At 51.5% G+C, this 22,208-nt stretch carries 22 protein-coding genes; all 22 read right to left on the bottom strand.

Annotation, left to right across the window (positions count from 1 at the left end):
* A partial coding sequence (locus RW092_RS16860) for an AAA family ATPase (RefSeq protein ID WP_316010753.1) occupies window positions 1-653 on the bottom strand: 653 nt, incomplete at its 3' end.
* Window positions 643-1,581, bottom strand: a complete 939-nt coding sequence (locus tag RW092_RS16855; protein ID WP_316010752.1) for a magnesium chelatase ATPase subunit I — start codon at window positions 1,579-1,581, stop codon at window positions 643-645. The genes RW092_RS16860 and RW092_RS16855, both read right to left, overlap by 11 nt.
* Before the next feature lie 43 nt (window positions 1,582-1,624).
* A complete protein-coding gene (locus RW092_RS16850; protein ID WP_028540220.1) occupies window positions 1,625-2,407 on the bottom strand; it encodes an ABC transporter ATP-binding protein in 783 nt (260 codons plus the stop codon).
* Window positions 2,404-3,405 carry a FecCD family ABC transporter permease gene (locus RW092_RS16845; RefSeq protein ID WP_051417166.1) on the bottom strand — a complete coding sequence of 334 codons (1,002 nt, stop codon included), beginning with the start codon at window positions 3,403-3,405 and terminating at the stop codon, window positions 2,404-2,406. Before RW092_RS16845 ends, RW092_RS16850 begins: the two co-directional genes overlap by 4 nt.
* Complete coding sequence (locus RW092_RS16840; RefSeq protein WP_316010751.1) at window positions 3,395-4,471, bottom strand: ABC transporter substrate-binding protein; 1,077 nt, start codon at window positions 4,469-4,471, stop codon at window positions 3,395-3,397. The genes RW092_RS16845 and RW092_RS16840 overlap by 11 nt, the downstream gene beginning before the upstream one ends.
* A 249-nt stretch (window positions 4,472-4,720) precedes the next feature.
* Window positions 4,721-5,515 (bottom strand): aminoglycoside phosphotransferase family protein, encoded by a 795-nt coding sequence (locus RW092_RS16835; protein WP_316010750.1) that lies wholly within the window; start codon window positions 5,513-5,515, stop codon window positions 4,721-4,723.
* Window positions 5,516-5,758: 243 nt separating this feature from the next.
* A complete protein-coding gene (locus RW092_RS16830) occupies window positions 5,759-6,301 on the bottom strand; it encodes a histidine phosphatase family protein (protein ID WP_127575844.1) in 543 nt (180 codons plus the stop codon).
* A 69-nt stretch (window positions 6,302-6,370) separates the two neighbouring features.
* On the bottom strand, window positions 6,371-6,877 hold the full coding sequence (locus tag RW092_RS16825) for a GNAT family N-acetyltransferase (protein ID WP_085170837.1): 507 nt from the start codon (window positions 6,875-6,877) through the stop codon (window positions 6,371-6,373).
* 29 nt (window positions 6,878-6,906) lie between these two features.
* Window positions 6,907-7,428, bottom strand: coding sequence for a GNAT family N-acetyltransferase (locus tag RW092_RS16820; RefSeq protein WP_028539900.1), 522 nt, complete (start codon window positions 7,426-7,428; stop codon window positions 6,907-6,909).
* Window positions 7,425-7,970, bottom strand: coding sequence for a GNAT family N-acetyltransferase (locus tag RW092_RS16815; protein ID WP_198032048.1), 546 nt, complete (start codon window positions 7,968-7,970; stop codon window positions 7,425-7,427). The genes RW092_RS16820 and RW092_RS16815 overlap by 4 nt, the downstream gene beginning before the upstream one ends.
* A gap of 116 nt (window positions 7,971-8,086) precedes the next feature.
* On the bottom strand, window positions 8,087-8,413 hold the full coding sequence (locus RW092_RS16810; protein WP_016312604.1) for a hypothetical protein: 327 nt from the start codon (window positions 8,411-8,413) through the stop codon (window positions 8,087-8,089).
* A 273-nt stretch (window positions 8,414-8,686) separates the two neighbouring features.
* Window positions 8,687-9,538, bottom strand: a complete 852-nt coding sequence (locus RW092_RS16805; RefSeq protein WP_316010754.1) for an NmrA family NAD(P)-binding protein — start codon at window positions 9,536-9,538, stop codon at window positions 8,687-8,689.
* A gap of 171 nt (window positions 9,539-9,709) precedes the next feature.
* Window positions 9,710-10,309 (bottom strand): TetR/AcrR family transcriptional regulator, encoded by a 600-nt coding sequence (locus RW092_RS16800; protein WP_028539897.1) that lies wholly within the window; start codon window positions 10,307-10,309, stop codon window positions 9,710-9,712.
* A 194-nt stretch (window positions 10,310-10,503) separates the two neighbouring features.
* On the bottom strand, window positions 10,504-12,879 hold the full coding sequence (gene helD, locus RW092_RS16795; RefSeq protein WP_316010749.1) for an RNA polymerase recycling motor HelD: 2,376 nt from the start codon (window positions 12,877-12,879) through the stop codon (window positions 10,504-10,506).
* A 215-nt stretch (window positions 12,880-13,094) separates the two neighbouring features.
* Window positions 13,095-13,580 carry a nitroreductase family protein gene (locus RW092_RS16790; RefSeq protein WP_316010748.1) on the bottom strand — a complete coding sequence of 162 codons (486 nt, stop codon included), beginning with the start codon at window positions 13,578-13,580 and terminating at the stop codon, window positions 13,095-13,097.
* A gap of 172 nt (window positions 13,581-13,752) precedes the next feature.
* A complete protein-coding gene (locus RW092_RS16785; RefSeq protein WP_016312609.1) occupies window positions 13,753-13,926 on the bottom strand; it encodes a hypothetical protein in 174 nt (57 codons plus the stop codon).
* Window positions 13,927-14,020: 94 nt separating this feature from the next.
* Window positions 14,021-14,779, bottom strand: coding sequence for an SDR family oxidoreductase (locus RW092_RS16780; protein WP_316010747.1), 759 nt, complete (start codon window positions 14,777-14,779; stop codon window positions 14,021-14,023).
* A gap of 248 nt (window positions 14,780-15,027) precedes the next feature.
* Complete coding sequence (locus tag RW092_RS16775; RefSeq protein ID WP_316010746.1) at window positions 15,028-16,077, bottom strand: glycoside hydrolase family 88/105 protein; 1,050 nt, start codon at window positions 16,075-16,077, stop codon at window positions 15,028-15,030.
* A 25-nt stretch (window positions 16,078-16,102) separates the two neighbouring features.
* Window positions 16,103-17,743, bottom strand: coding sequence for a type 2 periplasmic-binding domain-containing protein (locus RW092_RS16770; RefSeq protein WP_316010745.1), 1,641 nt, complete (start codon window positions 17,741-17,743; stop codon window positions 16,103-16,105).
* A 28-nt stretch (window positions 17,744-17,771) separates the two neighbouring features.
* The gene (locus RW092_RS16765) at window positions 17,772-18,671 is read right to left on the bottom strand and encodes a carbohydrate ABC transporter permease (protein WP_016312613.1); all 900 of its coding nucleotides are present in this window, start codon (window positions 18,669-18,671) and stop codon (window positions 17,772-17,774) included.
* Between the two features lie 15 nt (window positions 18,672-18,686).
* The gene (locus RW092_RS16760) at window positions 18,687-19,649 is read right to left on the bottom strand and encodes an ABC transporter permease (protein ID WP_316010744.1); all 963 of its coding nucleotides are present in this window, start codon (window positions 19,647-19,649) and stop codon (window positions 18,687-18,689) included.
* Window positions 19,650-19,916: 267 nt separating this feature from the next.
* Window positions 19,917-22,196, bottom strand: a complete 2,280-nt coding sequence (locus RW092_RS16755; RefSeq protein ID WP_316010743.1) for a helix-turn-helix domain-containing protein — start codon at window positions 22,194-22,196, stop codon at window positions 19,917-19,919.
* Between the last annotated feature and the right edge of the window lie 12 nt (window positions 22,197-22,208).

Raw genomic sequence — 22,208 nt, 5'->3', positions numbered from 1 at the left:
AGGTGTGCCCGCGCCTGCGCGATCCGCTCCCGAAGCGCCTGCGATTCCGCGGCGAAGGCGTGAACGAACCCGCTCGGATCGCGCTCAAATGCAAGCCTGCGGCGGACGATTTCGGCCCGTTCGGCCGGATCGGTTAACGTCGAAACCGGCACATACAGCCCCCAACGATCCAGCAACGCATTGGGCAGCGATCCTTCTTCCGGGTTCATCGTTCCGTACAGCCGGAATGAGGACGGCACCCAGCTCGGCTGCTCTCCCTCCGCCTGATCATATCCATCTTGCTCAGCAGCAGAAAGAATTGCTCGCAAGATGCTTTCGCGCATCAGATTCACTTCATGAATCGTGAGCCAATTCCCATCCGCTTCCCGAAGCAGGCCCGGGACAACCCGTCGCTCACCGAAGCGGATAGCCGCCGCCGTATCGATTCCGCCAAACAATCGTTCCTCATCAACGTGAAGCGGAATCGTCATCCCTCTTTGATCCCGCAACAGCTCAGCTAAACCACGAATCATCGTGCTCTTGGCCGTACCGGGTTCCCCGACCAACAGAACTCCCCTCAGCGTTGGGTTGACGGCATGAAGCAGCAAGGCTAATTTGGCTTGTTCTTGCCCCACCACCGCGCAGAAGGGGTAAGCATAAGCTTCAGACTGCATTCGAAACCTCCGCCATCAGCTCATCAAGCAGTTGCACCATTTTCTCCGCATGGATTTCTCCGTCCTCAAACGGCCGTTTCCGCATCCGATGCGGCATGACTAACATCGCTGCCTCCACCATATCCTCCGGTTGGACTCGGGTACGGCCTTCCCAAGCGGCAAGCGCCATGGCTGTTTTCATCAAGGTAATGTCTGCGCGATGACCGTCTACCCCCAGGCGAATCCCCACTTTGGCGGTCCATTCCAGCAGTTGGTCGGTGGGCTCGATAATTGCAAGTCTCTCTCGCGCGCTCTCGATGCGTTCATTCAGCTGTTGTTGTTCCTGTTCATACTCGCGGCGAAAAGCGGCTGGATCCGCCTCGAAGGCCAGGCGGCGCTTGACGACTTCCATCCGATCCGCTATCTCGCGTTCTCCGGCCACTTCTACGGACAGCGCAAAACGATCCAACAGCTGGGGCCGCAGTTCTCCTTCTTCCGGATTCATCGTTCCGATCAGAATAAAACGAGCGGAGTGCGAATACGACACTCCTTCCCGCTCCACGGTGTTTACCCCCATCGCAGCGGCATCCAGCAACGCATCTACAATCGCGTCATCCAACAAATTAATCTCATCCACGTACAAAATATGACCGTCCGCTGCAGCCAGCAAGCCGGGTTCGAAACGCTTCTCCCCTTCACGGATCGCGTGTTCGATATCCAGTGTGCCGACCACCCGATCCTCCGTGGCGCTCACCGGAAGGTTGACGACCCGAAGCCCCGGCATCAGATCGGCAAGGGCACGGACTGCCGTTGATTTGGCGGTGCCTTTCTCGCCACGAATCAACATTCCGCCTAACCGCGGCTCAACGAGGTTTAAGAGCAACCCTTTTTTCATGGCTTCCTGTCCAACAATTGCGGCAAACGGATACACTTCCGGTTTCCCGTTCATCTTCATCCTCTCCCGTTACTCCTTATTTTCGATGTTCCTGTCTTTATAGCAGTCCCGTCACCAAACAGCTTAAGCGAGCGGTTGCGGGATCCTGTACAATTTGTCCTTTCACGCCAAACACTTCACCTAATGTTTGCTCGGTTAGCGTATCTGCCGGTGATCCGCTGGCATAGACCTCCCCTTGACGCAGCACCAACAGTTCGTCGGAAAAAGCAGCGGCATGATGCATATCGTGCAGCACCATGAGGATGGTAATGCCATACTTTCGGTTCAACTCGGAGACCAGCTCCAAAATTTCCCACTGATGGCTGACATCCAAATACGTTGTTGGCTCGTCAAGCAGCAGCAGCTTGGGCTGTTGCGCCAAAGCCAAAGCGATCCAGGCTCGCTGGCGTTCTCCTCCCGACAAAGCAGACAGCTTCCGTTCTGCAAACGATAAAGTCCCTGTTTGCGCCAAGGCCCAGTCAATGACCTCCTCATCCTCCCGGCGAAACCCGGCCCAAGCTGGTTTATGAGGGAAGCGACCAAAGCCAACCAAGGTGCGTACCGTCAGGTCCGGCTGCTTCTCCTGGCTCTGCTGCAGCATGGACAAGTATTGGGCAAGGCCCCGTCTGGAATAGCTTGAGAGGGGCTTGCCGTCCAACAAAATCGTGCCGCGAGCCGGCTTGAGTTGTCCGGAGATTGCCTTCAATAAGGTACTTTTACCGCATCCGTTCGGCCCGATAATGCTGTAGATCTTGCCTTTCTCTGCCCTCCAGCTGATCTGCTCGATGACCGTACGATCGTTGTACCTAACAGCCAAATGATCCAGCACTAACGCGGTCATTCGCCTTCCCTCCTTAACAAATACAGAAAAAACGGTGCCCCCAGCACTCCCAGAATGATGCCAACTGGAAGCTCGATCGGTGCAAACAACAAGCGGGCCAGCGTATCACAAACGGTCACCACGGCGACGCCCAGCAAGGCAGAGGCAGGCAGTAACAGACGATGGTCACTGCCGATAAGCAATCTCGCACAATGGGGGACGATCAGTCCTACAAAACCAAGCAACCCCACCACGCTTACCGCACTAGCGGCTAGCAGCGTGGCGACTGCCGTGAGGATAAGCCGCGTGGCTTCTACTCTCACCCCAAGTCCCCGTGCATTGGCATCACCTAATGCCAGCAGATTGAGGTGCACCGCCCCCAACAGCGCCAACGCCGTGCCTGCCAGCGAATAAGGAAGCATCATATGCAGCTCCGGCCAGCTTTTGGCTGACAAGCCGCCAACGAGGAAGACAAGCGCGCCATTGACACGGTCGCTGTAGAAGGTGAGCAGTGCCGAGATGCCTGAACCAAGAAACGCGGATACTGCCACACCTGCCAGGATCAGACGAACCGGCTGAACCCCCTGTTTCCAGGCTAACACATAGATGATTGCAGCTGCGGCTGAAGCTCCGAGGAAGGCAACCGGCGTCAACCATGGCCAGGCCTCCGGATATAAGATCAGAATCATAATGCCAAGCAGCCCGGCCCCAGAGGAGACGCCGATGATATGCGGGTCAGCGAGCGGATTCCGCATAACTCCCTGTAAAATAACTCCCGATAAAGCCAGATTTACGCCAACCAGCGCCGCAACCAACGTACGGGGCAATCGGATATTCCAAATTACTTCTTTCAGGGGGCCGTCGTACCCATGAAACAGATACAGCCAAACTTCTCTCGCTGGGATGAAGACGGCTCCCGTCCCAATGCTCCATACGATCCCAACCACCGCTGCCAACGCGATGATCGCTAGTACAAGCCCTCCTCTTGCTGCCGATAATGACTTGGTCTTAGTTGCCATTTCCATGTCCAAAAATTTCCGGATACACCAGTTTTGCTAAATACTCTACCGACTCGTTGAACCGAAATCCCGGATTGGAGAGCAACAGGTCGGAAGGCAGAATCGCCATATGTTGTTCCTTGACCGCACGCAACGAGGCCCAAGCCGGTTGACTCGCCAGGTCGGTTTCGATGATCTTCTCCCCTTCCTCGCGAGCCCCATGAATAAGCAGGAACACATAGTCCGGATCCAGCTCCACAATTTTCTCCATACTAAAAGGAGCTGTCGTTGGGCTTTTCTGGGATGGCGTCAGTGTTGCCGCCACGTTTTCCATATGTAGCAGGTTAGCAACTTCCAGTCCTACGGTATTCTCCCGCTGAACTGATATACTGCTGGGCGTCACGTTCAGCATGATAAAGCTAGGCGATGAACCCGTCGGCACCTTCTCGGTCAGCTCTTCGATTTGACCTTGTAACTTCGCCAGCGCCTCAGATGCTTTCGTCTCCGTACCGGCTAATTTACCGAACAGCAGCGCCTTCTCCCTTAAATCCTCATACGTGCTGAGATTAAATAACGCTAGCGGAACACCGCTGGCTTCGAGTACGCTCGCCAGATCACGATGAAATGCCGTTGAGCCCATGACCAGATCCGGTTTTAGGGACAGTAGTTTTTCAGTATTTACCGAGGTCATGTTCCCCACATCTTCAATCGACTTTGCCTCCTCCGGCACAGCTCCCCCGGTGGAAGTCGCGCGGGCGATAGCATTACCATCCACGGCATACAATAAATCCAGCAGCTGTGGAGAAAGAACGATGATCCTCTGAGGACGGGACGAAAGTGTAACCTCGTGCCCAACATCATCTGTAAAGGACAGAAACGTCTCACTCTTTCCTTGATCCGTAACCGTTGCAGCTTCTGTGGCTTGCACCGTTGTCGCCGACGAGCTGGTGATCGTCGTCTCACTTGCCTGACTGCCCGCAGGTGACCCGCACCCCGAAGTCAAAGCCAGTAGCATACTCCCCAGCAGTCCACCTGCTAGCAGCTTGACCGTTATGCTTTTAGAGCCTGTAGCTTGCGTTTGATTCATATTTTTAAGTTTCTCTCCTTTCCTTAATCGTAATTATTACGATGTAGACAGTATAATCAGACCTTCTTTTTGTTGTCAATCCATATTTTAGTGGGGAATTTTGACACATTTTATCATCTTATACGTAACAGTTACGATTTACAGAGGATAGAAAGGTGGTTGAGGAGTCTATTGGGAAGGATCCAGGCTGAGGTAAACGTGGACTTTTCACCGGGGATAAATCACTAAAAAAGACTGGCGGGAATACGATCACCACCAGTCCTCAAAATGTTCCTCTAGAAATTTAATTTCTTGCTCATAGTGAGCTAGATGTCCTTCTTCGACTAATTTCAGAAAAGCCGGATCACCGGCAGCAGCGCGCTCAGACAAGGTCTTGCACATAGTTTGGATTCGCGAAATCACCCAATCCTTAAGGTTATCTGGAGCCTCCATGCCATAGGCTTGGAAGAATAAAGTAATCCTTCGTTCTCGCAGAGCCGCATGACGTTCCCGCAGGTAAGAAACAACTTGCCGATCCGTGTCTCCTGGCGAAAAACCAGCGAGAGGAACCGACGTGTACAAAGTGTAGGCTATGTCCCACAGCCTTGGACCCGGCCCAGCCATATCAAAATCGATGAGGCCTACAGGCTGACGGTTGTAAAACACAATATTGTACAGGGCAGCGTCGTTATGACAAACGACCTCATGCCTTGCTTCATCGGGATAACGGTTGACCGATTCATGGGGGGTCACAAACCCAGATGTAGCTTCATGATAGCTTCGCAAGAGTTTCGCTAACTCGGTAAGCACACGGTCCGACCACATGTAGAGGTCCAACTCGGGGTAGTTGTCCCCCGGTACATCGCCTTCAAGATAAGTAAGCACCTCTCTCCCCTGATCATCTTGTCCTAAATATCGTGGGGAGTGGGCAAAACCTTGGACTTCCAAGTGTTTGAGCAAGTCATACACATATGGATTCGGTTTCGCATTCCTGCGTACGGTTCCCCCTACTTTTACAACCTGATTGATATTACCACCGTTCAACATTTCTTCGTGTTCGGACAAGATGTCAACCTCCCATCGATAGTTCTACTTCGGAAATGTATTCGAAATTTCATGTATAAATTGGCGCTAGCGTCGAAAAATCCGAAATGTATTCGATTTTTCATATAGATTTGGACCAAAACACTTGAAAACGTGCAAATATATATGAAATTTCATATACATTGCGACAAAACCACCGAAAATTCAAAAATGTACTCGATTTTTCGTGTACACCCTCTTACAAGTCTAATTAGAAATCCAAAACTACTTCCAAAGACGCGTTACCTCAATTGCCTTATCCCCGATGAACCCCAGCTCATACACATCCGGATTCGTCAGCCGGCTCCATGCCTCGAACCCAAATGAATCATCATAGTGTTTCAAAATTAAGGACATCAAATTCCCATGGGTGACGACAATTGCATGCTCCTCCGGCCGTTGAAGCAGGTCTTCAATCGCTGCGATTCCCCGGTTCATGGCTTCTCTTGAAGATTCTCCGCCAGGCAGCTTCATATCAAGTTCATCAAACGATCTTTTCAAGTGATCCATCCAATCCGGCAAATCGTGAACCGCCAAAATTCGCTCGCAAAGCCGATCATCCTGATGGATGGGCAACCCCAATCGTTCTGCTAACGGTTGAATTGTGGAGATGGCTCGAAGATAAGGGCTGGAGACAATGCAATTGATCGGTCGGTCAAGCAAAACATCGGCCAACAACTCCGCTTGCTTGCGTCCCTCTGCGGTGAGTTCCGCCGAAGGCTCCTGCCCATGCGCTTTGCAATGCCTGATCAGGTAAATTCGTTTCATTTTCATGCCCTCCCCGGTTCATGGACAACATCCTCTCTTATGCAAACTAGAATGGACCGATTACACATGTTAAGCTTCAGGCACGCAATAGACTTTGCTGTAGATCAACGCTCTGCACACCAGGAACTCTTCCTCCGTCAGCGGCTTCGGGTAACTCATCATTTTCAGGGGAAGTTCGGCTCTACCGGGCCGCAGCGGTGGTTGGACATAGTTGAAATCGTTGAGATGGAATCCCAGCCGTTCGTAAAACCGAATCCGTCGGCAGGCCACGTGGTTTTCCGGAAGTTCCACTTCTAATACGGTCAGTTTGGCAGAGGTCTTCAGACATTTTTCGACCAACCTTTTCCCAATCCCCCCTCCTCTCACAGCAGGATCTACCGCGAGATGCTCAATAAATTGAAAGGCCGGAAAATCCCAAACCGCCAAAAAAGCGACAACCCGTCCCTTCTCATCCGATTCGGTGATCAGCCGATATTCTGGATGCCGCAACAACTCCATTTGTCCAGATTTGGTTCGATATTCAATCTCCGGAAAGGATGCGGACATGATCTCAAATACACGTTCAAAATCGTTCATTACTGCGAATGACACTTCCTTCTTGATGCTCATTTTTCAAAAAAGGCTTCCGGATATAGGAGTTCCCCCTGAATAGATAAAGTTGCTCCCTCCTTCAGTTCCATGGCCATAAACACTTCATCCGGCACTTCAAACTGCTTGAGTTCGAAGCCCAATGACCTTGCAGGCTTGAACCCGAACCGAGGATAATATTCAGGATGTCCGATTAAGAAGACCACTCCGTAACCAAGTTCTTGGGTTCGTTGTAAACCCTCCTGAATTAACTGTGTTCCAATCCCTTGCTTCTGAAAGGAAGGACTCACCGCCAGGGGAGCGAGAACAACTACCTCATGGCTTACTTGCTCCTTACCAACTGCCTCTGCTTTGCTAAAAAGAGCATGTCCAACGATCTGCCCCTCATGTTCCGCAACTAACGACAAGGAGGGGATATATTGAGGGGAGTTTCGGATGCGGTCTACTAGCTTGGACTCATCCTCCCGCTCCCCGAAAGCCTGAAAGTGAAGTGCAAATAAAGCTCGGGCATCTCTTGGTTCTTCCGCTCTAATGATCATTGACCTGGATTCCACTCCTCTTTTATCAGTCCGTAAATTACTTTATCCCTATAATGGTCGATAAACCATTCCGCTTGACGCAAGATTCCTTCCTGAGTAAATCCCAGTCTTTCCGGGATTTTTCGGCTTCTTAAATTCTCGGGATGAACTCGGATCTCAATGCGATGGAGTTCCAACTCTTCGAAGATATAATTTATGACTTCGCGGCACGATCGGCTGATGATTCCTTGCCCTTCATATTCCTGTGCGAGGTAATACCCAATTTCAGCTATTTGATCGTTCCGGTGGATCTGTACTAACCCAATAGCTCCGATTAAATGGTGCTCCAGCCAGATCCCGCTCCAACCTCCATTTCCCGCAGCCTGCTTCTGAAGCGTTCTGATTATGAACGCACTGGCATCGTTAACGGTATGGGTGCGATGAGGGAATTCAAGCCACTTGCCAAAATGAACCCGATTCTCTTGAATAAGCCTAAACAAATCATCGGTATGGCTAAGCTCAAATCGTTCAATGCGCAGCTTTCCATCTATATTTATCCGCACGCATATCCCCCCCATATTTATCAATCATCCAAGTTATATTTTACCTTCATTCTTTGATGCAAACGATGAGAAGGATCCGCCTGGATCGAATCTTTCATGGCTGTCCACCATGAATTCTAAAATATCCCTTCCGTTATCTTCGGGTACACCACAGTCCATATCCCCGTGACGATGAGCAAGATGAACAAGATTTGGGGAACCCTTTCCTTTAACCCACGAACCGTTTGGTACAAACAAAGCAGCAACAAAGGGAGCGAAATCAAGGAAGTGGTGTGCAATCGCCCTCCAATTTCCACTTCTTTCGTCCAGCTGCCAATTCCAAGGTCGTCCAGAAAACGATCCAACAAGGAATATCCTTGACTGTGATTGCTTGCTAAAATCAATACTACGAAGTATCCCGTCATCCATAACCAGCCTTTGTACGACTGAAGATCACGCTTCATTCCGCAGCCCCTTCCTCTCACATGATAAGGTTCTTCGGCTATCCTGGAAGTTTAGACTTCCATAATTATACAACATTCAGAAGACGGTAATAGCAACAAATCCGATAATTAGCAGCCTTCTATCTCATTATCCTCCAAAAAGATAAAGCAGATCTCAGTTGAGATCTGCTATCTGCTCGTTTGCCCAATGTAATTAATCCTAATCAAATATCGATTTTCGTTGACATACTGGTTACCCGGAGTCGCAAGAATGAACGAGTTCCTCAGGTGGCTTTACACCCATTGACTTAACGTTTCTTCCAAGGTGATTTTCCCAGAAATAAGCTCTGTACCTTCATACTTAAAATCAATCCATCCCGAATTGAAACCTTCCAGCATAGCAATCCTGCCATGGATGCGGTCCTCGGGCGCTCCTTGAGCTATAAATGCTTCAGCCCATTCATTGTGCGGAAGAGCCACTGCGTTAACCTCACGCTTCAGCAGTTTCGAAAATGCAGAGGCAATATCGTCCGGGGAATAAGGCTCTGGCCCTTGCAGTTCAAGGTAGCGGACACCTTCCCAACTTTGTTGCAACGTCTTCGCCGCAATCTCTCCAATATCCGCAGTGGCGATCATTGGAATTTTTCGATCAAGCGGCTGAAGAAAACTTACTACCTTCCCATCGTTTCTAGCAGATTCGATATCCCATTTGGAATTGTCCTGGAACCAAGCAGCGCGCAGGAAGGCTGATGGAATCGGCAGATCAGCCAAACCACGTTCCAGAATATTCAGAGATTCAATAATCCCAAGCCCGTTCGGGAGATGTGCCCCGATGGAAGACAATGCTATATACTTCGGCACATTTGCCCCAACAAGCGCTTTGGCGACCGCTGCTACAGTCTCTCTCGTTTCCGAAAAGCCCTCTGATGGATAAAATACCGCCGGGTTCATCACAAATACAGCCTCAGCTAATGTAAAGGCCGCTTGCAATGCCTCGGCCGAGCCATAATCGGCAAACACCGGTTCAGCTCCGTATTCTCGCCAAACCTTCGCTTTCTCTTCATTCCGAACCACAACCCTCACTTTATTACCTTCTGCCAGCAAAGCCTTTGCGGTAGCTCCGCCTACTTGACCTGTCGCTCCCATGATGACGTACACATGTATCTCCTCCTTATGACGAATGTGGTTATTCTAGCACATAGATTTACAAGTTACAATATACAAAAAATTATTTTTGTAACTTGATCCGCAAAAAAAGACCTCCTTTCTGCGCTCGAAAGGAGGTTGCAATGTTTAGATTATAGTTTCATCTTAGATCTACTTGACAGCTGATGGATCAGTAAACAAGCCGACGGAAATCAAACGCCAAACAGCTTCAAAACGGCTGTCCCAATCGGAAAGTTCCCATTCTGCAGCGTGGGCAACATGATGAAAAGCCGCCGTAGCAGTAAACACAGCGTTTGCAGCAGCTCGCGCATCCTGCTTGGCAATCGTCCCTTCCTGTATGCCATCTTCAATAATTGCGGTCAATTGGTCTAACAAATGATCGCGATGCACCCGAATGGCTTCAGGTGCTTCCTCGACGAGCATCGAGTACATTTCAAACAATTCAGGATCCTGGCTAGCGCGGTTTCTTTTAAATTTGCGCAATGTATCCAGCCAGCGGTACAGCCTCTCACTGGCAGGTGATGCCTCACTGGCAACTGCCTGCAGCGGAGGAAGTGAGCGCTCTAGCCAACGTTCAACCACAGCCTCCTTCAGGGCAGCTTTATTGCTGTATAGACGGTATAATGCGGCGTGCGTGACATCAAGCGCCCGGGCGATGTCAGACATATTCGTCTTCGCCGGACCATACTTGCGCAGCACGGTCTCCGTTGTATCGAGAACCAATTCTTTGGACAACACTTCATCAGCCAATGGACAAGCACCTCTAACTATGATCGTGATGATAATAGTTACATTATAACCGAATTCACACTTATCTGACGATGAAAAAGAAAACCCCGCCACTCGCAGGGTCATACTTTTCATATGCATCTAAGACTCCGTCATCAGCTTCGCCTTGATCTCCGGGATGGACATCGAGCCTATTTCTCCTGGCTTCTCCCGCTTTACTGCTCAATTACTACAAGCCCCTGATTGATCGCCGGCTCCATGAACGGACTTGGAGCACCTACGCTAAACAGCTGCAAATGATGCATCGCCCGGGTACATGCCGTATAAAACAATCGCCGCACGTTTTCCTCGCCATAGGAGCTTGCCGAAGCATCGTAAAGGATCACCGCATCAAACTCGATGCCTTTGGCCAAATAAGCGGGGATGACCACCACCCCTTGCTTGTATTCGGCCGAATCACGGGTAACCAGCTTGAGATCAGTGATTCGTTCTCCTCTAAAAGCCTCATAGGCGGTTGCACTCTCCGCTGCCGACCGGCAGATGATGGCGATCGTCGCCGCCCCCTGCTCTTTCCATTCAGCGACTCTGGCTTCAATCCGTTGGTGCAACTCCTCATAATCAGCCGTCTGCGTCAGCAATGGCAGATCTCCGTTTCGGTCAAACGGTTCGATCTGTTCGCCGCCGGGGATCAGACTCCGCGTAAACTCAACGATCGGCCGGGTCGACCGATAGCTTCGCCGCAACTGGATCGTCTCCGTTTGCTCGGGCCCATACAGGCGTAACAACCCTTGGAAATCCGCCGTTTCGGCAGCATGCGCAAATATCGCCTGATGAAAATCGCCGAGTACCGTAAACTTTGCGGCCGGAAACAGCCTCTTAATAAACTCAAATTGAAGCGGGGAGTAATCCTGCGCCTCATCAATCAAAACATGACGGATGGATACGTTCGCCTGAAACCCAAGAATCAGCTCATGCAGCAGCAGAAACGGCGTCGCATCCTCATAAAACAATTTGTCCTTATCAAGACTCTGAACCGTAATCCGGCAAATCTCTGACCAGGCGTCTCGAACCTCCGGCGCCTCCGTCTCCAACCAAGCACCGGAATGCGTTGGATTTTCAAACAGCTGCTTATACACCCCGGTCAGATCGATAAAACGCAATTCTCGGATCTGTTCCCGGATCGGCTTCAGCTTTCTGCGCACGACGATGCGGGCAAGCTCCCTCTCCAACCGTTCGCCTTCGATCTCCTCGTCGGAATCCTCGGTTAAGCCGTATTTTTTCCGGATCCGTTCGTAAGCTCGTTCGTATTGCTCGTTGCTGAGCATCTCAATCGCGTCCCGCACCCAGGGCTTGCGGCGCTCCTGCTTCTCAATCTCGTTGATTCGTTCATTCAGCCATGTCGTCAGCCGTTCAATCCGCCCGGACATACGCAGAGACTCTTCTCCGCCGTAAAACTGCTCTGTCATTGCTTCCGCCGACACCAACGTCTCCCCGCGGAATTGGATCGGCTGGAACCGCATGCCGCCTTGTTCCAAGGACGACCGATAAGCTTGAATCGCCTCGAAGAAAGATGCTGACGCCTTCAACCGAATCGCAGCCAGACGCGCTTTATAGTCTGGATCCTTCTTCGCCGTTAGCACATATTCCAGCTGTCCATAAACATCCTCCACCTCGAACATCCCGCTAAGTCGGTGATCCAGGTATTCCTGGAACGTCACCTGCTGCATATTTTCCTCTCCAAGCTCAGGAAGGACGCCGGATACATAAGTCTGAAACATGGCATTCGGCGAAAATAACACGATCTGATCAGCTGTCATCCGATCGCGGTATTTGTACAGCAAATAGGCGATCCGCTGCAACGCCGCGGACGTTTTCCCGCTGCCCGCAGCGCCTTGCACGATCAGCAACCGACCTTGATCATGCCGGATGATCCGGTTCTGCTCCTGTTGGATCGTAGCCACGATGCTGCGCATCTGCGTATTGGCTGTATGTCCGAGCACCTGCTGCAGCACTTCGTCCCCAATCGTCAGCGAGGTATCAAACATCGATTCGATCCGTCCTCGGCGAATGAGGTACTGCCATTTCCGCTTCAGCTCCCCGTGAATCGTCCCGCCGGGCGTATCGTACTGAGCTGGACCCGGCCCGTAATCGTAATACACGCTCGAAATTGGGGCCCGCCAATCGTAGATGAGAAAACTCTCGCCGCTCGGATCCATCAAGGAGGAGACGCCAATATAGACCCGTTCGGCCTCCGGCTCCCCTTCCTCCAAGAAATCGATCCGTCCAAAATAGGGATTCTCCTGCATTCTAAGCAGTGCCGCCCGGCGTTTCGAGGCTTGACGATGACTGCTTTGGCTTAATGACAATACTTCGGCCTGCTGGCGCAAGCTGATTACCGTTTCCAGAAAATCGTCAAAATTGTCCACGTTCACCGTGACGTCTTCCCAGAAATGCTTGCGGAACTCGACGACCTCCTGTCTGCGGCGTGAGGTATCCTCCTCCAGTTCGCCGATGCTCTCTGCGAGGACTTCCATAACACGGTCCAACCGTTCCTGCTCTCGCTCCAGCTCCTGGTGAAGCTCCTTCTCCATAATCAGCACTCCTTTTGGCAAAAATAGGGGTTGACGCAGCGCCGTTTTTTCTGTACAATAAAATTAGGGAAAATATATAATCGTACACAAAATCCGTGCGCATGCTATACCAATATAGCACGCTTTTTTGTGTTTATCAATATAGAAAATGCCCAAAGCCGCCTCTCTCCAATTGGAGCAAAGGCAACTTTGGGCATTTTCACATCGATTCTGAATTACGGCAGCGTTTTGATTTTTTCCGCAATCGGTGTTCTTGGCTTGGCCTCTGGAATTTCGGCCGGATACCCGATTCCAAATACGCCAATCACCTCGTACCCTTCGGCGACACCCAGCACTTCCCGATTTTGCGCCGAGCTTCCGACGGACGACCAGAATGTACCGACGCCTGCTTCATGGGCAGCCAACATCAAGTTTTGAGCGAAACAAGCGGCAGCCATCATGTTTTCATCCCGTTCGAGCGGAGTAGCTCCAGGCTTGGACAACAATGCGATCACAACGGGAGCTCCCCAGAAATCGCTCTTGTGCTTCAGCTTTGCTCGCGTCTCAGGTCCAACGCGCAGCAGCTCCCACGGTTCATTAAAGCGATGGTTTGGCGCGTAGCTTGCCGCTTCCAGCCAACTCATGAGCGCTGACTCGTCAATCGGGTCGGGTTTGAATGCTTTTATATTTCTCCGGCTTTTGATCAAATCGATCGTAGACATTGGGGATGTACCTCCTTAAGTAGCGAACAAATGGAATAAATGACCTCTAACTCTCCCTCTTGTTTTTATACGTATCCAGAGCAAAAGTCAAGCGCGTCCCCTCCTCGTCTCCAAAACAAAAGACAGCCCCGATCAAATCAGGGCTGCCTTGGGTTCTGAACCTTTGACATTCCTAGTACAAACGTTCCTCACCGGTGACCGGATTTTTAAACGCCGATTGAATATCACTTTGGGTCAACTCATCGGCAAATTCCGTATCCTCGGCGCGTTTTGCGGGGGTTGCCCGCTTCTTGTCCGGGGTTTGCTCCCTCGCTGCTTTGGACGTATCTTTCGATGGATTCGCCATCACCTATGCACACTCCTTCTGCCTTTCATGTAATGCCTTATGTGCGATAGGGTGCGGCCGAATGCCCTTTTTTATTCCTATGTAATCGAATGGCTTAGTACGCTGTCCATCCAGCATCCGCCGTAACCGTCGTACCATTAAGGAAGCTCGAATCATCCGAAGCGAGAAACAGAGCGACTTTAGCAATTTCCTCAGGTTGGCCCGTGCCTGGATTTACGCCCATACCGACTTGTGCCCGCTCCATGCCAAACGGATTGATCGCTGTAAGGGTTGAAGCAATGTTTGTTTCTACCGCTCCCGGCGCGATTGCATTACAACGGATTCCCTGCGTAGCGTATTGGAATCCGACGTTCTTCGTTAGACCGATAACCGCATGCTTAGATGCCGTATATGCTGCACCGGCGCGGGAACCAAACAGCCCGCCGACCGAGGCTACATTTACGATAACCCCCGATTTTTTCTCTGTAAAAATCGGCAGCACCTTGCGGATCGTCCGCATCGGCCCTGTCGTGTTCACGGCAAAGACTTTGTCCCAAAGCTCATCCGTCAGGTCACCGGCTGGCACAAAGTTATCCATGATTCCCGCATTATTAATCAGGATATCCACCGTACCATATTGGCTGACCGTCCCGTCGATCAATCCTTGGACGTCTTCTTCCTTCGCGACATTCGCCACAAGGGCAATCGCTTCGCCGCCTTTCGCTGTAATCCCGTCCACAACTTCCTGAGCTTTGTCCAGGTTCAAGTCTGAAACCACAACCTTAGCTCCCTCGGCGGCAAATAGCTCCGCGATCGCTTTGCCCATCCCTGATGCTGCACCTGTGACGACCGCAACTTTTCCATCCAGCTTCATTCGTCATGCACCTCATTCATAGAATTGTTGGACCTATCCAAGATCACGCCGCGAATAGTATGTACGTAATGCCATCAAGTATGCGACAGTTGTTGTTGCTCCATCGCCTAGGCGCGACTTTGAATATTTAATTTTATGATATTTCAAATTTTAGCGCTTTCACAAGATGGAGAATCTGACAATCGTGTGAAAAAAAAAGAGCCAGTGATCTCACCGCTCTTCGTGTGATCACTGACTCAAGTTCGAGATTAGAGGTCCGCCTGCAAGCCGCCGTCTTCGAGAACAGCCGCCAGCAACGCCAGCGTCAGCCCTTGCCCCCAGCCCTGGGCCCACTTCTTGTCGATGCCCAGATATCCTTCGATGTCCTTCATCACGGCGGTACCGCCGGATACGTTGAGCACCCGCCCGCGATCGGTGACGTTCTGGAGCACGCCATCTAACGCTTTCTGCACATATTTGGCATGAAGTGGATTGCCCTGAATGACCATCGCCGCCGCGATCCCCGCTGTCGCGGACACTTCACCATAAGCAGCCGGGTAATCCAGCACCGTGCCCCACAATCCGTCCTCGTGCTGTAATGTTTTCAACGCCGCCAGCTGATCGCGCAAGGAGCTCCAGATATGCATCATCGGCGGATACAGGTAAGCTTCCGGCAAAATCTTCGCCGCACGGGACATCGTGTACGCAGCCCAAGCGTTGGCGCGCCCCCAGTAGATCCCGGACATATGATCTTTGCCGATGTGATTGTACCCATGATACCAGAGCCCGGTGTCCTCGTCCTGCAAGTAATTGATATGCCAGAAGAACTGATGCAGCGCATCATCGATGAGCGGCTTCTCGTCTAGCATGATACCGGTGCGCAGCATAAAGTAGGCCGCCATAAACAACGTATCCGCCCAGCACTGCTCCGGAAAATCATTGCCCGCAGATACCGTATGCTGAAGCACCCGATCCCCAAAACGGGGAGCTTGGTTCTGCAGATAGTCGATTTTGCTCAGGATGAGATCAAGATATTTCTGCTCCTTCGTTTGTTCATATAACGTCAGCAGCATATGCCCCATCGCACAGGAGTTTACGGTCCACACCGGAAGCCCGGCGTCGATGTACTCGTCGCACCACTCCGCCATCCGCTCCACATAAGCCTGCTCCCCTGTTGCTTCAAAGGCCCGGCTAATCCCGTAATAAGCCACGCCGCACGGCCAATCCCAGGTCAGGTCCATCCCGAAGGTGTACTCCACAATGCTCCCGGCAATTTGCTTCAACTCGGAAGGGGCTGCCTTCAGTTTCAATCTTTCCATCTCCCTTCTTGTGAACGGCTAACTCTTACTTGTAATTCCCGTCATCAATCGCCGCTTGCTTCTCGTCCAAAATCTCCTGGTATCCGGCATCTAGGTACGTTTTCTTCGCCGCCTCATAGGTGGCATCGAACTCACTCTCCGGCGCGATCGCGATCTTGACATACAGCTCCTGGAACAACGAATTCAGATCCGCTTTATATTCATTTACTTTCTCAAGCACCACGCTAAACAAAGCGTCCGGTGTACGGTACTCCGCATATTTGTCGTAATAAGCTAACGAATCCTTCGCCAAATCTTCATGCCCTGGAGGCGACATGCTGCGGAGATATGCTTCGCGCATTTTTACCGGATCGTCGTATTTCACCGTTTCAACCACAAGGCACCAATAGTCTTTGTTGTTATTTTGCGAGAGGACAGAATCTCCTTTAAAATCCGGATTTTTCACCGCGATGCCATCGGCATCCAGCGTGTAGTTTTGACCCTCCACGCCGTTTTGCAGGAAGAACAGGTTCTCCGGCTGGCTCATCCATTCCAGATACATCCATACCGCTGCGCGTTCCATATCCGAAGATTCATAATTAATGCCCATGATCATCCCAAACGGCCAGTATGCGCGTCCCTGCGGCTTGCGTCCCTCCGGCACCCCGGCTTGCGGGTCCAGTACCGCGAACTCGGCATCCGGATTATTTTTCAAGGTTGAAGTGATCACGTCGGTGTTGCTGGAAAGATAGAAGCTGAAGGTACCGGTTTTTCCTGCCACAAATTCAGCTTTGGCTTTGTTCTCATCATCGCGCAGATAAAATTCTTTATCAATTAAGCCGTTATTGTACTGGTAGTTCAGGTTGCGCAGGTATCGCTCCGTATCCGCAGTGGTCAGATCCGCAACGCCCAAGTCGGAGTAAAGGGCGCGGTACTTCTCGTCAATCGGCCAATCGCGGAACGCGTAGTTGAACGTGTAGTTGTTCTTTTTCAACGTTTCACCGCCGACGCCAAGGCCCGCATCTCGCCATTTGCCCAGCAGTTCATTATATTTTTCAAGGGAAGTCAGATCTTCGACCTTCATGCCCACCTTCTCAACCCAGTCCTTGCGGATCAGCGTCGTGAAGCTGTCCAAGCTGGGGCGTTCACCAAAGAAGAACACGTTCTTCTTATCAACGACCCCGTACTGCTGAATCGTATCCCCCATCGTTTTCCAATACGTCGGTGCATAATGTGCGATTTCGTTCCAATCCAGCTCCTGCATGACGCCTTCGCCGTAGTAGGCCAAAGCCTGAGGCATATCATAATGGAAAATAATATCCGGCGCTTTATGCGAAGCCAGCAGCTGCTCATAATCCGTCACCTCGTTACTGCGAGTGATCGGAATAAATTTCACGTCAACGTTGTACTTGTCGCCGAATTGTTGTTGAATCCAACGCGTGTAATAGTTGTCAGTTACGTTCCAGCCTTCGAAAGCCCTTTCATAAACCGGAAGCTCAAGCGTGACCCTCTCCGGAAAACCCGTCGAATAATCGGGATACTTGCCATCGGTGTTCGTGTTGGAGGAAGGAGACGGCTCCGTGGTGTTGTCGTTCGAATTGGCGCTCTTGCTGCTGCCTCCCATACAGCCGGACAATAAACCAATGATCATCACCAAACTTAAGATCCAAGTGAACCTTTTACCCATGTCGATTCCCCCTATTTTGAATAGATGGCTACTCCTTCACCGCCCCGAGCATGACCCCCTGGACGAAATACTTCTGGATGAACGGATACACGAACAAGATCGGCAGGGTAGCGAATACAACACACGAGGCTTTGAGCACCTCGGGATTGCTTAACGATACTTGCGTCGCTTCCAGTTGGAAGCTTTCGCTCGCCTGAATGACCAGGTAATACAATTTGAGCTGCAATGGCCGTAAATCCACCCGTTGTTTAATGTAAAAAAGAGCGTCTTGATAAGCGTTCCAGCGCCCCACCGCGTAAAACAGCGACAACGTAGCCAAGATGGGCTTGGAGAGCGGGAGCACGATGCTCCACAGGATGCGGAAATGCCCCGCACCGTCGATCCGCGCCGATTCCTCCAGGCTGACCGGAATGCTGCTGGAGATCGCCGTCTTCATGATCAGCAGATTAAAAGCACTGAACGCTTGCGGCAGAATCAGCGCCGACCACGTATCCAGCATGCCGAGATTGCTAATCAGCATGTATTCGGGAATGATCCCGCCGCTGAAGTACAAGGTGAACATGAAGAGAAAGGTCAACGTCGTACGGCCCTTCAGTTGCTTGCGAGATAAGGGATACGCCGCGCAAACCGTAATGATCATGCCCAGCAAGGTGAACAGCACCGTCACCACCACCGACACATACAAGGAGCGCAGGATGCTGGCGTCAGCAAAAATTTTACTGTACGCCTCCAAGGTAAACCCTTCGGGCCATAAGAACACCTTGTTCGCGATGACATACGCATCATCGCTTAATGATTTGGCGACGACGTGGAGAAACGGCAGCAGGCATACGAGCGAGGCGAGAACGATCGTGATATGGATGAGGACATCCCAGATATCATAGCGTTTGCTGCGACGCAGCGGGAGCGTGTTTGCGGATGCTTTCATGGTTCGCCTCCTTTCTTAGAGCAACCCGTCTTCGCCAAGCTTCTTGGCGACCCGATCGGCCATCAGCACGAGCGCGAGTCCAATGACAGACTGGAACAGCCCCAGTGCAGTGGCGCGGCTGAAGTTCCCGCTCTCAATCCCCCAGCGGTACACCAATACCGGGATCGTCGTCGTGAACTCTGTTGTCGCTTTATTTTGCAAGGCAAAGATCCGTTCAAAAGATCCTTCCATGACCCGGCCTAAATTCATAATGAGCAATGTAACAATCGTTGGACGAATTGAAGGCAGCGTTACATTCCACACTTTCCGCCACCTTCCGGCACCGTCCACGGTCGCTGCCTCATACAGCTCGGGGTTGATGCCGCTCATCGAGGCCAGATAGATGATCGTCCCCCAGCCCATGCTTTGCCAGACACCGATCGCCAGATAACTGACCAGCCAGTTGTAATCTTCTTGCAGGAAGGGAATGCGCGTCCCGCCCATCATCGCTATGAGATTATTAATGACGCCGTTACTTTCGCTGAGCAGTTGATAAGCGATGGCGCCGATAATAATCCAGGACAGGAAATGCGGCAGATAGAGCAACGTCTGATTCATCCGTTTGAACTTCACGTTCTTGATTTCATTAAGCAAAATGGCAAGAAGCACAGGAATTGTGAAGCTAAAAACCAGATCGAGCGTATTCAGCAACAACGTATTGCGGACCGCACGGCCGAAGTCGTGTTTTCCGAAGATCTCGGCGAACACTTCAAAGCCTACCCATTCGCTGCCCCAGAACCCCCGGGCGATTTTGTAGTCTTTAAAGGCGAGCACAAGCCCGGACATCGGTACGTATTTGAACAAGAGTACAAAGGACAATGGAATCAGCAGCAGCACATAAAGCTCCCAATCCCGTCGAAGATAAAAGGCCGCCCCCCGACCTAACGAAGGGTCCAGCTTCGGTTTGGACTTCGCGTTTGAAGCGCTTACAACTTTCACAACCTTCACCTCCTCGTTCGTTCTGGCCTGACTCGTTTGAACTTGATTCCGTCTTCGTCATTCGATTTGGCGACGGTGAGTTTGTGTCAAATCATACCGTCCCGCCTGGCCTGACGTAAATCATGAGTTTTGATACTACGCTTCACTTTTGATTCTCCAGCCTGCGGATCGCTTGTCTCCTGCAGCAAAAGAATCAAATTTGATAGGTTGTAGCAAAAATGGAGCTATATGCCCCGGCTCCCCCGAAGCAATATAGCTCCAACTTATCTATCCCGAGCTCTGCAGCTTGCTGGCCTTGTAACTGCTCGGCGGCATCCCTTCATATTTTCGGAAAAATCGGTTGAAACTCTGGACGTTCCCATACCCCACCTCTGCCGCAATCTGCTTCACCGTCATCCCGGATTCCAGCAGCAGCTCCTTCGCTTTCTCGATGCGCCGCAGGTTAAGGTAATCGATCAGGCTGGTCCCCGTCGTCTCGTAAACGATCTTTCGCATATAGGAATAACTGATGCCGATCTCTTTGGCCATCTCCTCAAAGACGATCTCTTCGCAATAATGCGCATCCAGGTAACGAAGAATGCGATCTCCATACCCCGCGTCACTCTCTGGCTTGCGAGCCAGGTATTGAACAATATCGCGGTAGAACTCGCGCATATACGCATCCAACTCCTCCAACGTGTCCATCGACGCGATGGAGGAATAGATGTTTCCCCGCCCGGCAAAAATCCGCGTTGGGTTGATTTGATTTTCCCGAAGCTGCTTAATCGTAACCCCAACTAACTGATGATAGATGAACATGATGTTGTCGTAGGAAATTGACGGGGATCCTTGAATTTCCTGACGAATCGCCGTTAATTCCTCCAGCAGCCGCTCAAGCTCACCCGCAGTCAAGTAATTAAGGATCCGTCTCTCGCTGTCCACGGGATACAGATAATGCTTGCCGCGCCCGCGTTCATCCTCCTCGCTCCAGAAGGAGATCCCGCCGCCGCCGTTCACCATGCGCTGCTTGATAATCTCCATCGCCTCCGCCGCGCGATCCTGTAGTTCGGAGCAGCTCTCTGTCCGGCTGCTGACGCCAACGGTCACGGTATGCCCCAGCAATTTTCCGGCATACTGACGAAGCGTCCCCAGCGCTTCCTTAATGCCTTCGTATCCGCAATCGGCTTCCCCTTCTCCGAAATTGACCACCACGGCGAAGCATCCCTCACCTTGATAAACACACCTCGCCGATATCCCAGGCGGAAACACGTTTTCGCTATGGGTGACGATCAAATACCGGTGATAGCTGCGGGTTTCTGGGTTTGTCGCGTCCACATAGCTTCGATACCGATCAATCGAGAGGACCGCCACGAGGTAATTCGCTTCGGGGAAGATCTCTTCTACGGACTGCACCTCTTCCCCGCGCAACAAACGATGAACCGCCAGACTGCGGGCATCCTGCTCCCGTTCCCGCAGAAGCTTATAGAGCTGCTCCTCTTCCTCTTGCATCCGGTTGAAAACCGAGTTGAGGAAGGCCAGTTCATTTTTGTCCGATACCCCCCGGCTGCCGCGGGATCTTACGGTCCTCACCAATTCGCGCAGCGGCTTGGACAGCCAAGTCGCGAGAAACACCGTCAGCACTGAGCCGGCAAATATAACGACAGCCGTCAGCCAAACGATATTGTGCTGCAGCTTATTCGTTTTGGTCATCAGCGCGTCCATGGAATAGACGTTAACATTCCACCAGTCAAACAGCTTGGAATGGGACCACGTATATAACAGCCGCTCCCCGTCCAGCTCATGGAAGGCATACCCTTCCTCCGCTTTGCTCTCCAGAATCTTCTGAATATAAGGTTGATTGCGCCCATCGGTAAGCAGCAGTGACTTATCGTTATGCGATAGGATCGTCCCGTCCGCGTCCAGCAGCATATAACCTTGCTCCCCAGGTTCAGTGGACTGTAAATACGTCCCAATCTGGCTTTCCCGCAAGTTGACTACGATCGTGCCACGGGTGGTTGTGGACAAGCGGCTAAGCGGCAAGACATAAGATATAACAGTCTCCCCGGTGGCCAGTCGGCGCGGGTACCATACGCCGCTAATCCCCCGGCGTCCGGCCAACGCTTCATCCAGCCAGTCCAACGATTCATAGCGATCCAGCATCGTGATACCCTTGTCAGTTGAGACCACATAATCTGCATCGCTTAAGTAGAAATAAGAGGAATACACCCCGTTCACCCGATGATTCAAATTCACCAGCTCCCGGAGCACGACCAGAGCTTGGCTGACATGTTGATAATTCCCGTGTAACTCAGCATACGTTTCGAACGAACGAATGCGGTCAAACACCCGGTTCGCGGTCAGCCGCACCGTATCTTGCGCCAGATTGTTTAAAGCCGTTTCGGTTAGTCTTCGGTTCGCATCCAGCCCCGCCAGGGAAGATTCGGCAATCGCCTTCTCTGAATACCGCAAAATCTGCGTACCGCTGTACAACGTCAGAATGATCGCAGGAACCGCCATGACGCAGAACAGGATGATTCCCAACTGAAGCATCATCGGAATCCGTTTCATCTTCCCCTTCAT

Origin of the sequence: Paenibacillus sp. 3LSP (assembly GCF_032465655.1) — a bacterium.
In the GTDB taxonomy this organism is placed as follows: domain Bacteria; phylum Bacillota; class Bacilli; order Paenibacillales; family Paenibacillaceae; genus Fontibacillus; species Fontibacillus barengoltzii.
The sequence above is the reverse complement of the archived record's forward strand: the minus strand, read 5'-3'. Positions and strand labels throughout refer to the sequence as shown.

Coding starts and splice junctions, on each gene's coding strand:
- RW092_RS16775 (WP_316010746.1), bottom strand. CDS start 16,077: ATGGAAAGATTGAAACTGAAGGCAGCCCCTTCCGAGTTGAAGCAAATT.
- RW092_RS16765 (WP_016312613.1), bottom strand. CDS start 18,671: ATGAAAGCATCCGCAAACACGCTCCCGCTGCGTCGCAGCAAACGCTAT.
- RW092_RS16785 (WP_016312609.1), bottom strand. CDS start 13,926: ATGGCGAATCCATCGAAAGATACGTCCAAAGCAGCGAGGGAGCAAACC.
- RW092_RS16825 (WP_085170837.1), bottom strand. CDS start 6,877: ATGAACGATTTTGAACGTGTATTTGAGATCATGTCCGCATCCTTTCCG.
- RW092_RS16805 (WP_316010754.1), bottom strand. CDS start 9,538: ATGGGAGCGACAGGTCAAGTAGGCGGAGCTACCGCAAAGGCTTTGCTG.
- RW092_RS16820 (WP_028539900.1), bottom strand. CDS start 7,428: ATGATCATTAGAGCGGAAGAACCAAGAGATGCCCGAGCTTTATTTGCA.
- helD (WP_316010749.1), bottom strand. CDS start 12,879: ATGGAGAAGGAGCTTCACCAGGAGCTGGAGCGAGAGCAGGAACGGTTG.
- RW092_RS16850 (WP_028540220.1), bottom strand. CDS start 2,407: ATGACCGCGTTAGTGCTGGATCATTTGGCTGTTAGGTACAACGATCGT.
- RW092_RS16830 (WP_127575844.1), bottom strand. CDS start 6,301: ATGAAACGAATTTACCTGATCAGGCATTGCAAAGCGCATGGGCAGGAG.
- RW092_RS16855 (WP_316010752.1), bottom strand. CDS start 1,581: ATGAACGGGAAACCGGAAGTGTATCCGTTTGCCGCAATTGTTGGACAG.
- RW092_RS16755 (WP_316010743.1), bottom strand. CDS start 22,196: ATGAAACGGATTCCGATGATGCTTCAGTTGGGAATCATCCTGTTCTGC.
- RW092_RS16840 (WP_316010751.1), bottom strand. CDS start 4,471: ATGAATCAAACGCAAGCTACAGGCTCTAAAAGCATAACGGTCAAGCTG.
- RW092_RS16780 (WP_316010747.1), bottom strand. CDS start 14,779: ATGAAGCTGGATGGAAAAGTTGCGGTCGTCACAGGTGCAGCATCAGGG.
- RW092_RS16845 (WP_051417166.1), bottom strand. CDS start 3,405: ATGGCAACTAAGACCAAGTCATTATCGGCAGCAAGAGGAGGGCTTGTA.
- RW092_RS16790 (WP_316010748.1), bottom strand. CDS start 13,580: ATGTCTACGATCGATTTGATCAAAAGCCGGAGAAATATAAAAGCATTC.
- RW092_RS16770 (WP_316010745.1), bottom strand. CDS start 17,743: ATGGGTAAAAGGTTCACTTGGATCTTAAGTTTGGTGATGATCATTGGT.
- RW092_RS16810 (WP_016312604.1), bottom strand. CDS start 8,413: ATGAAGCGTGATCTTCAGTCGTACAAAGGCTGGTTATGGATGACGGGA.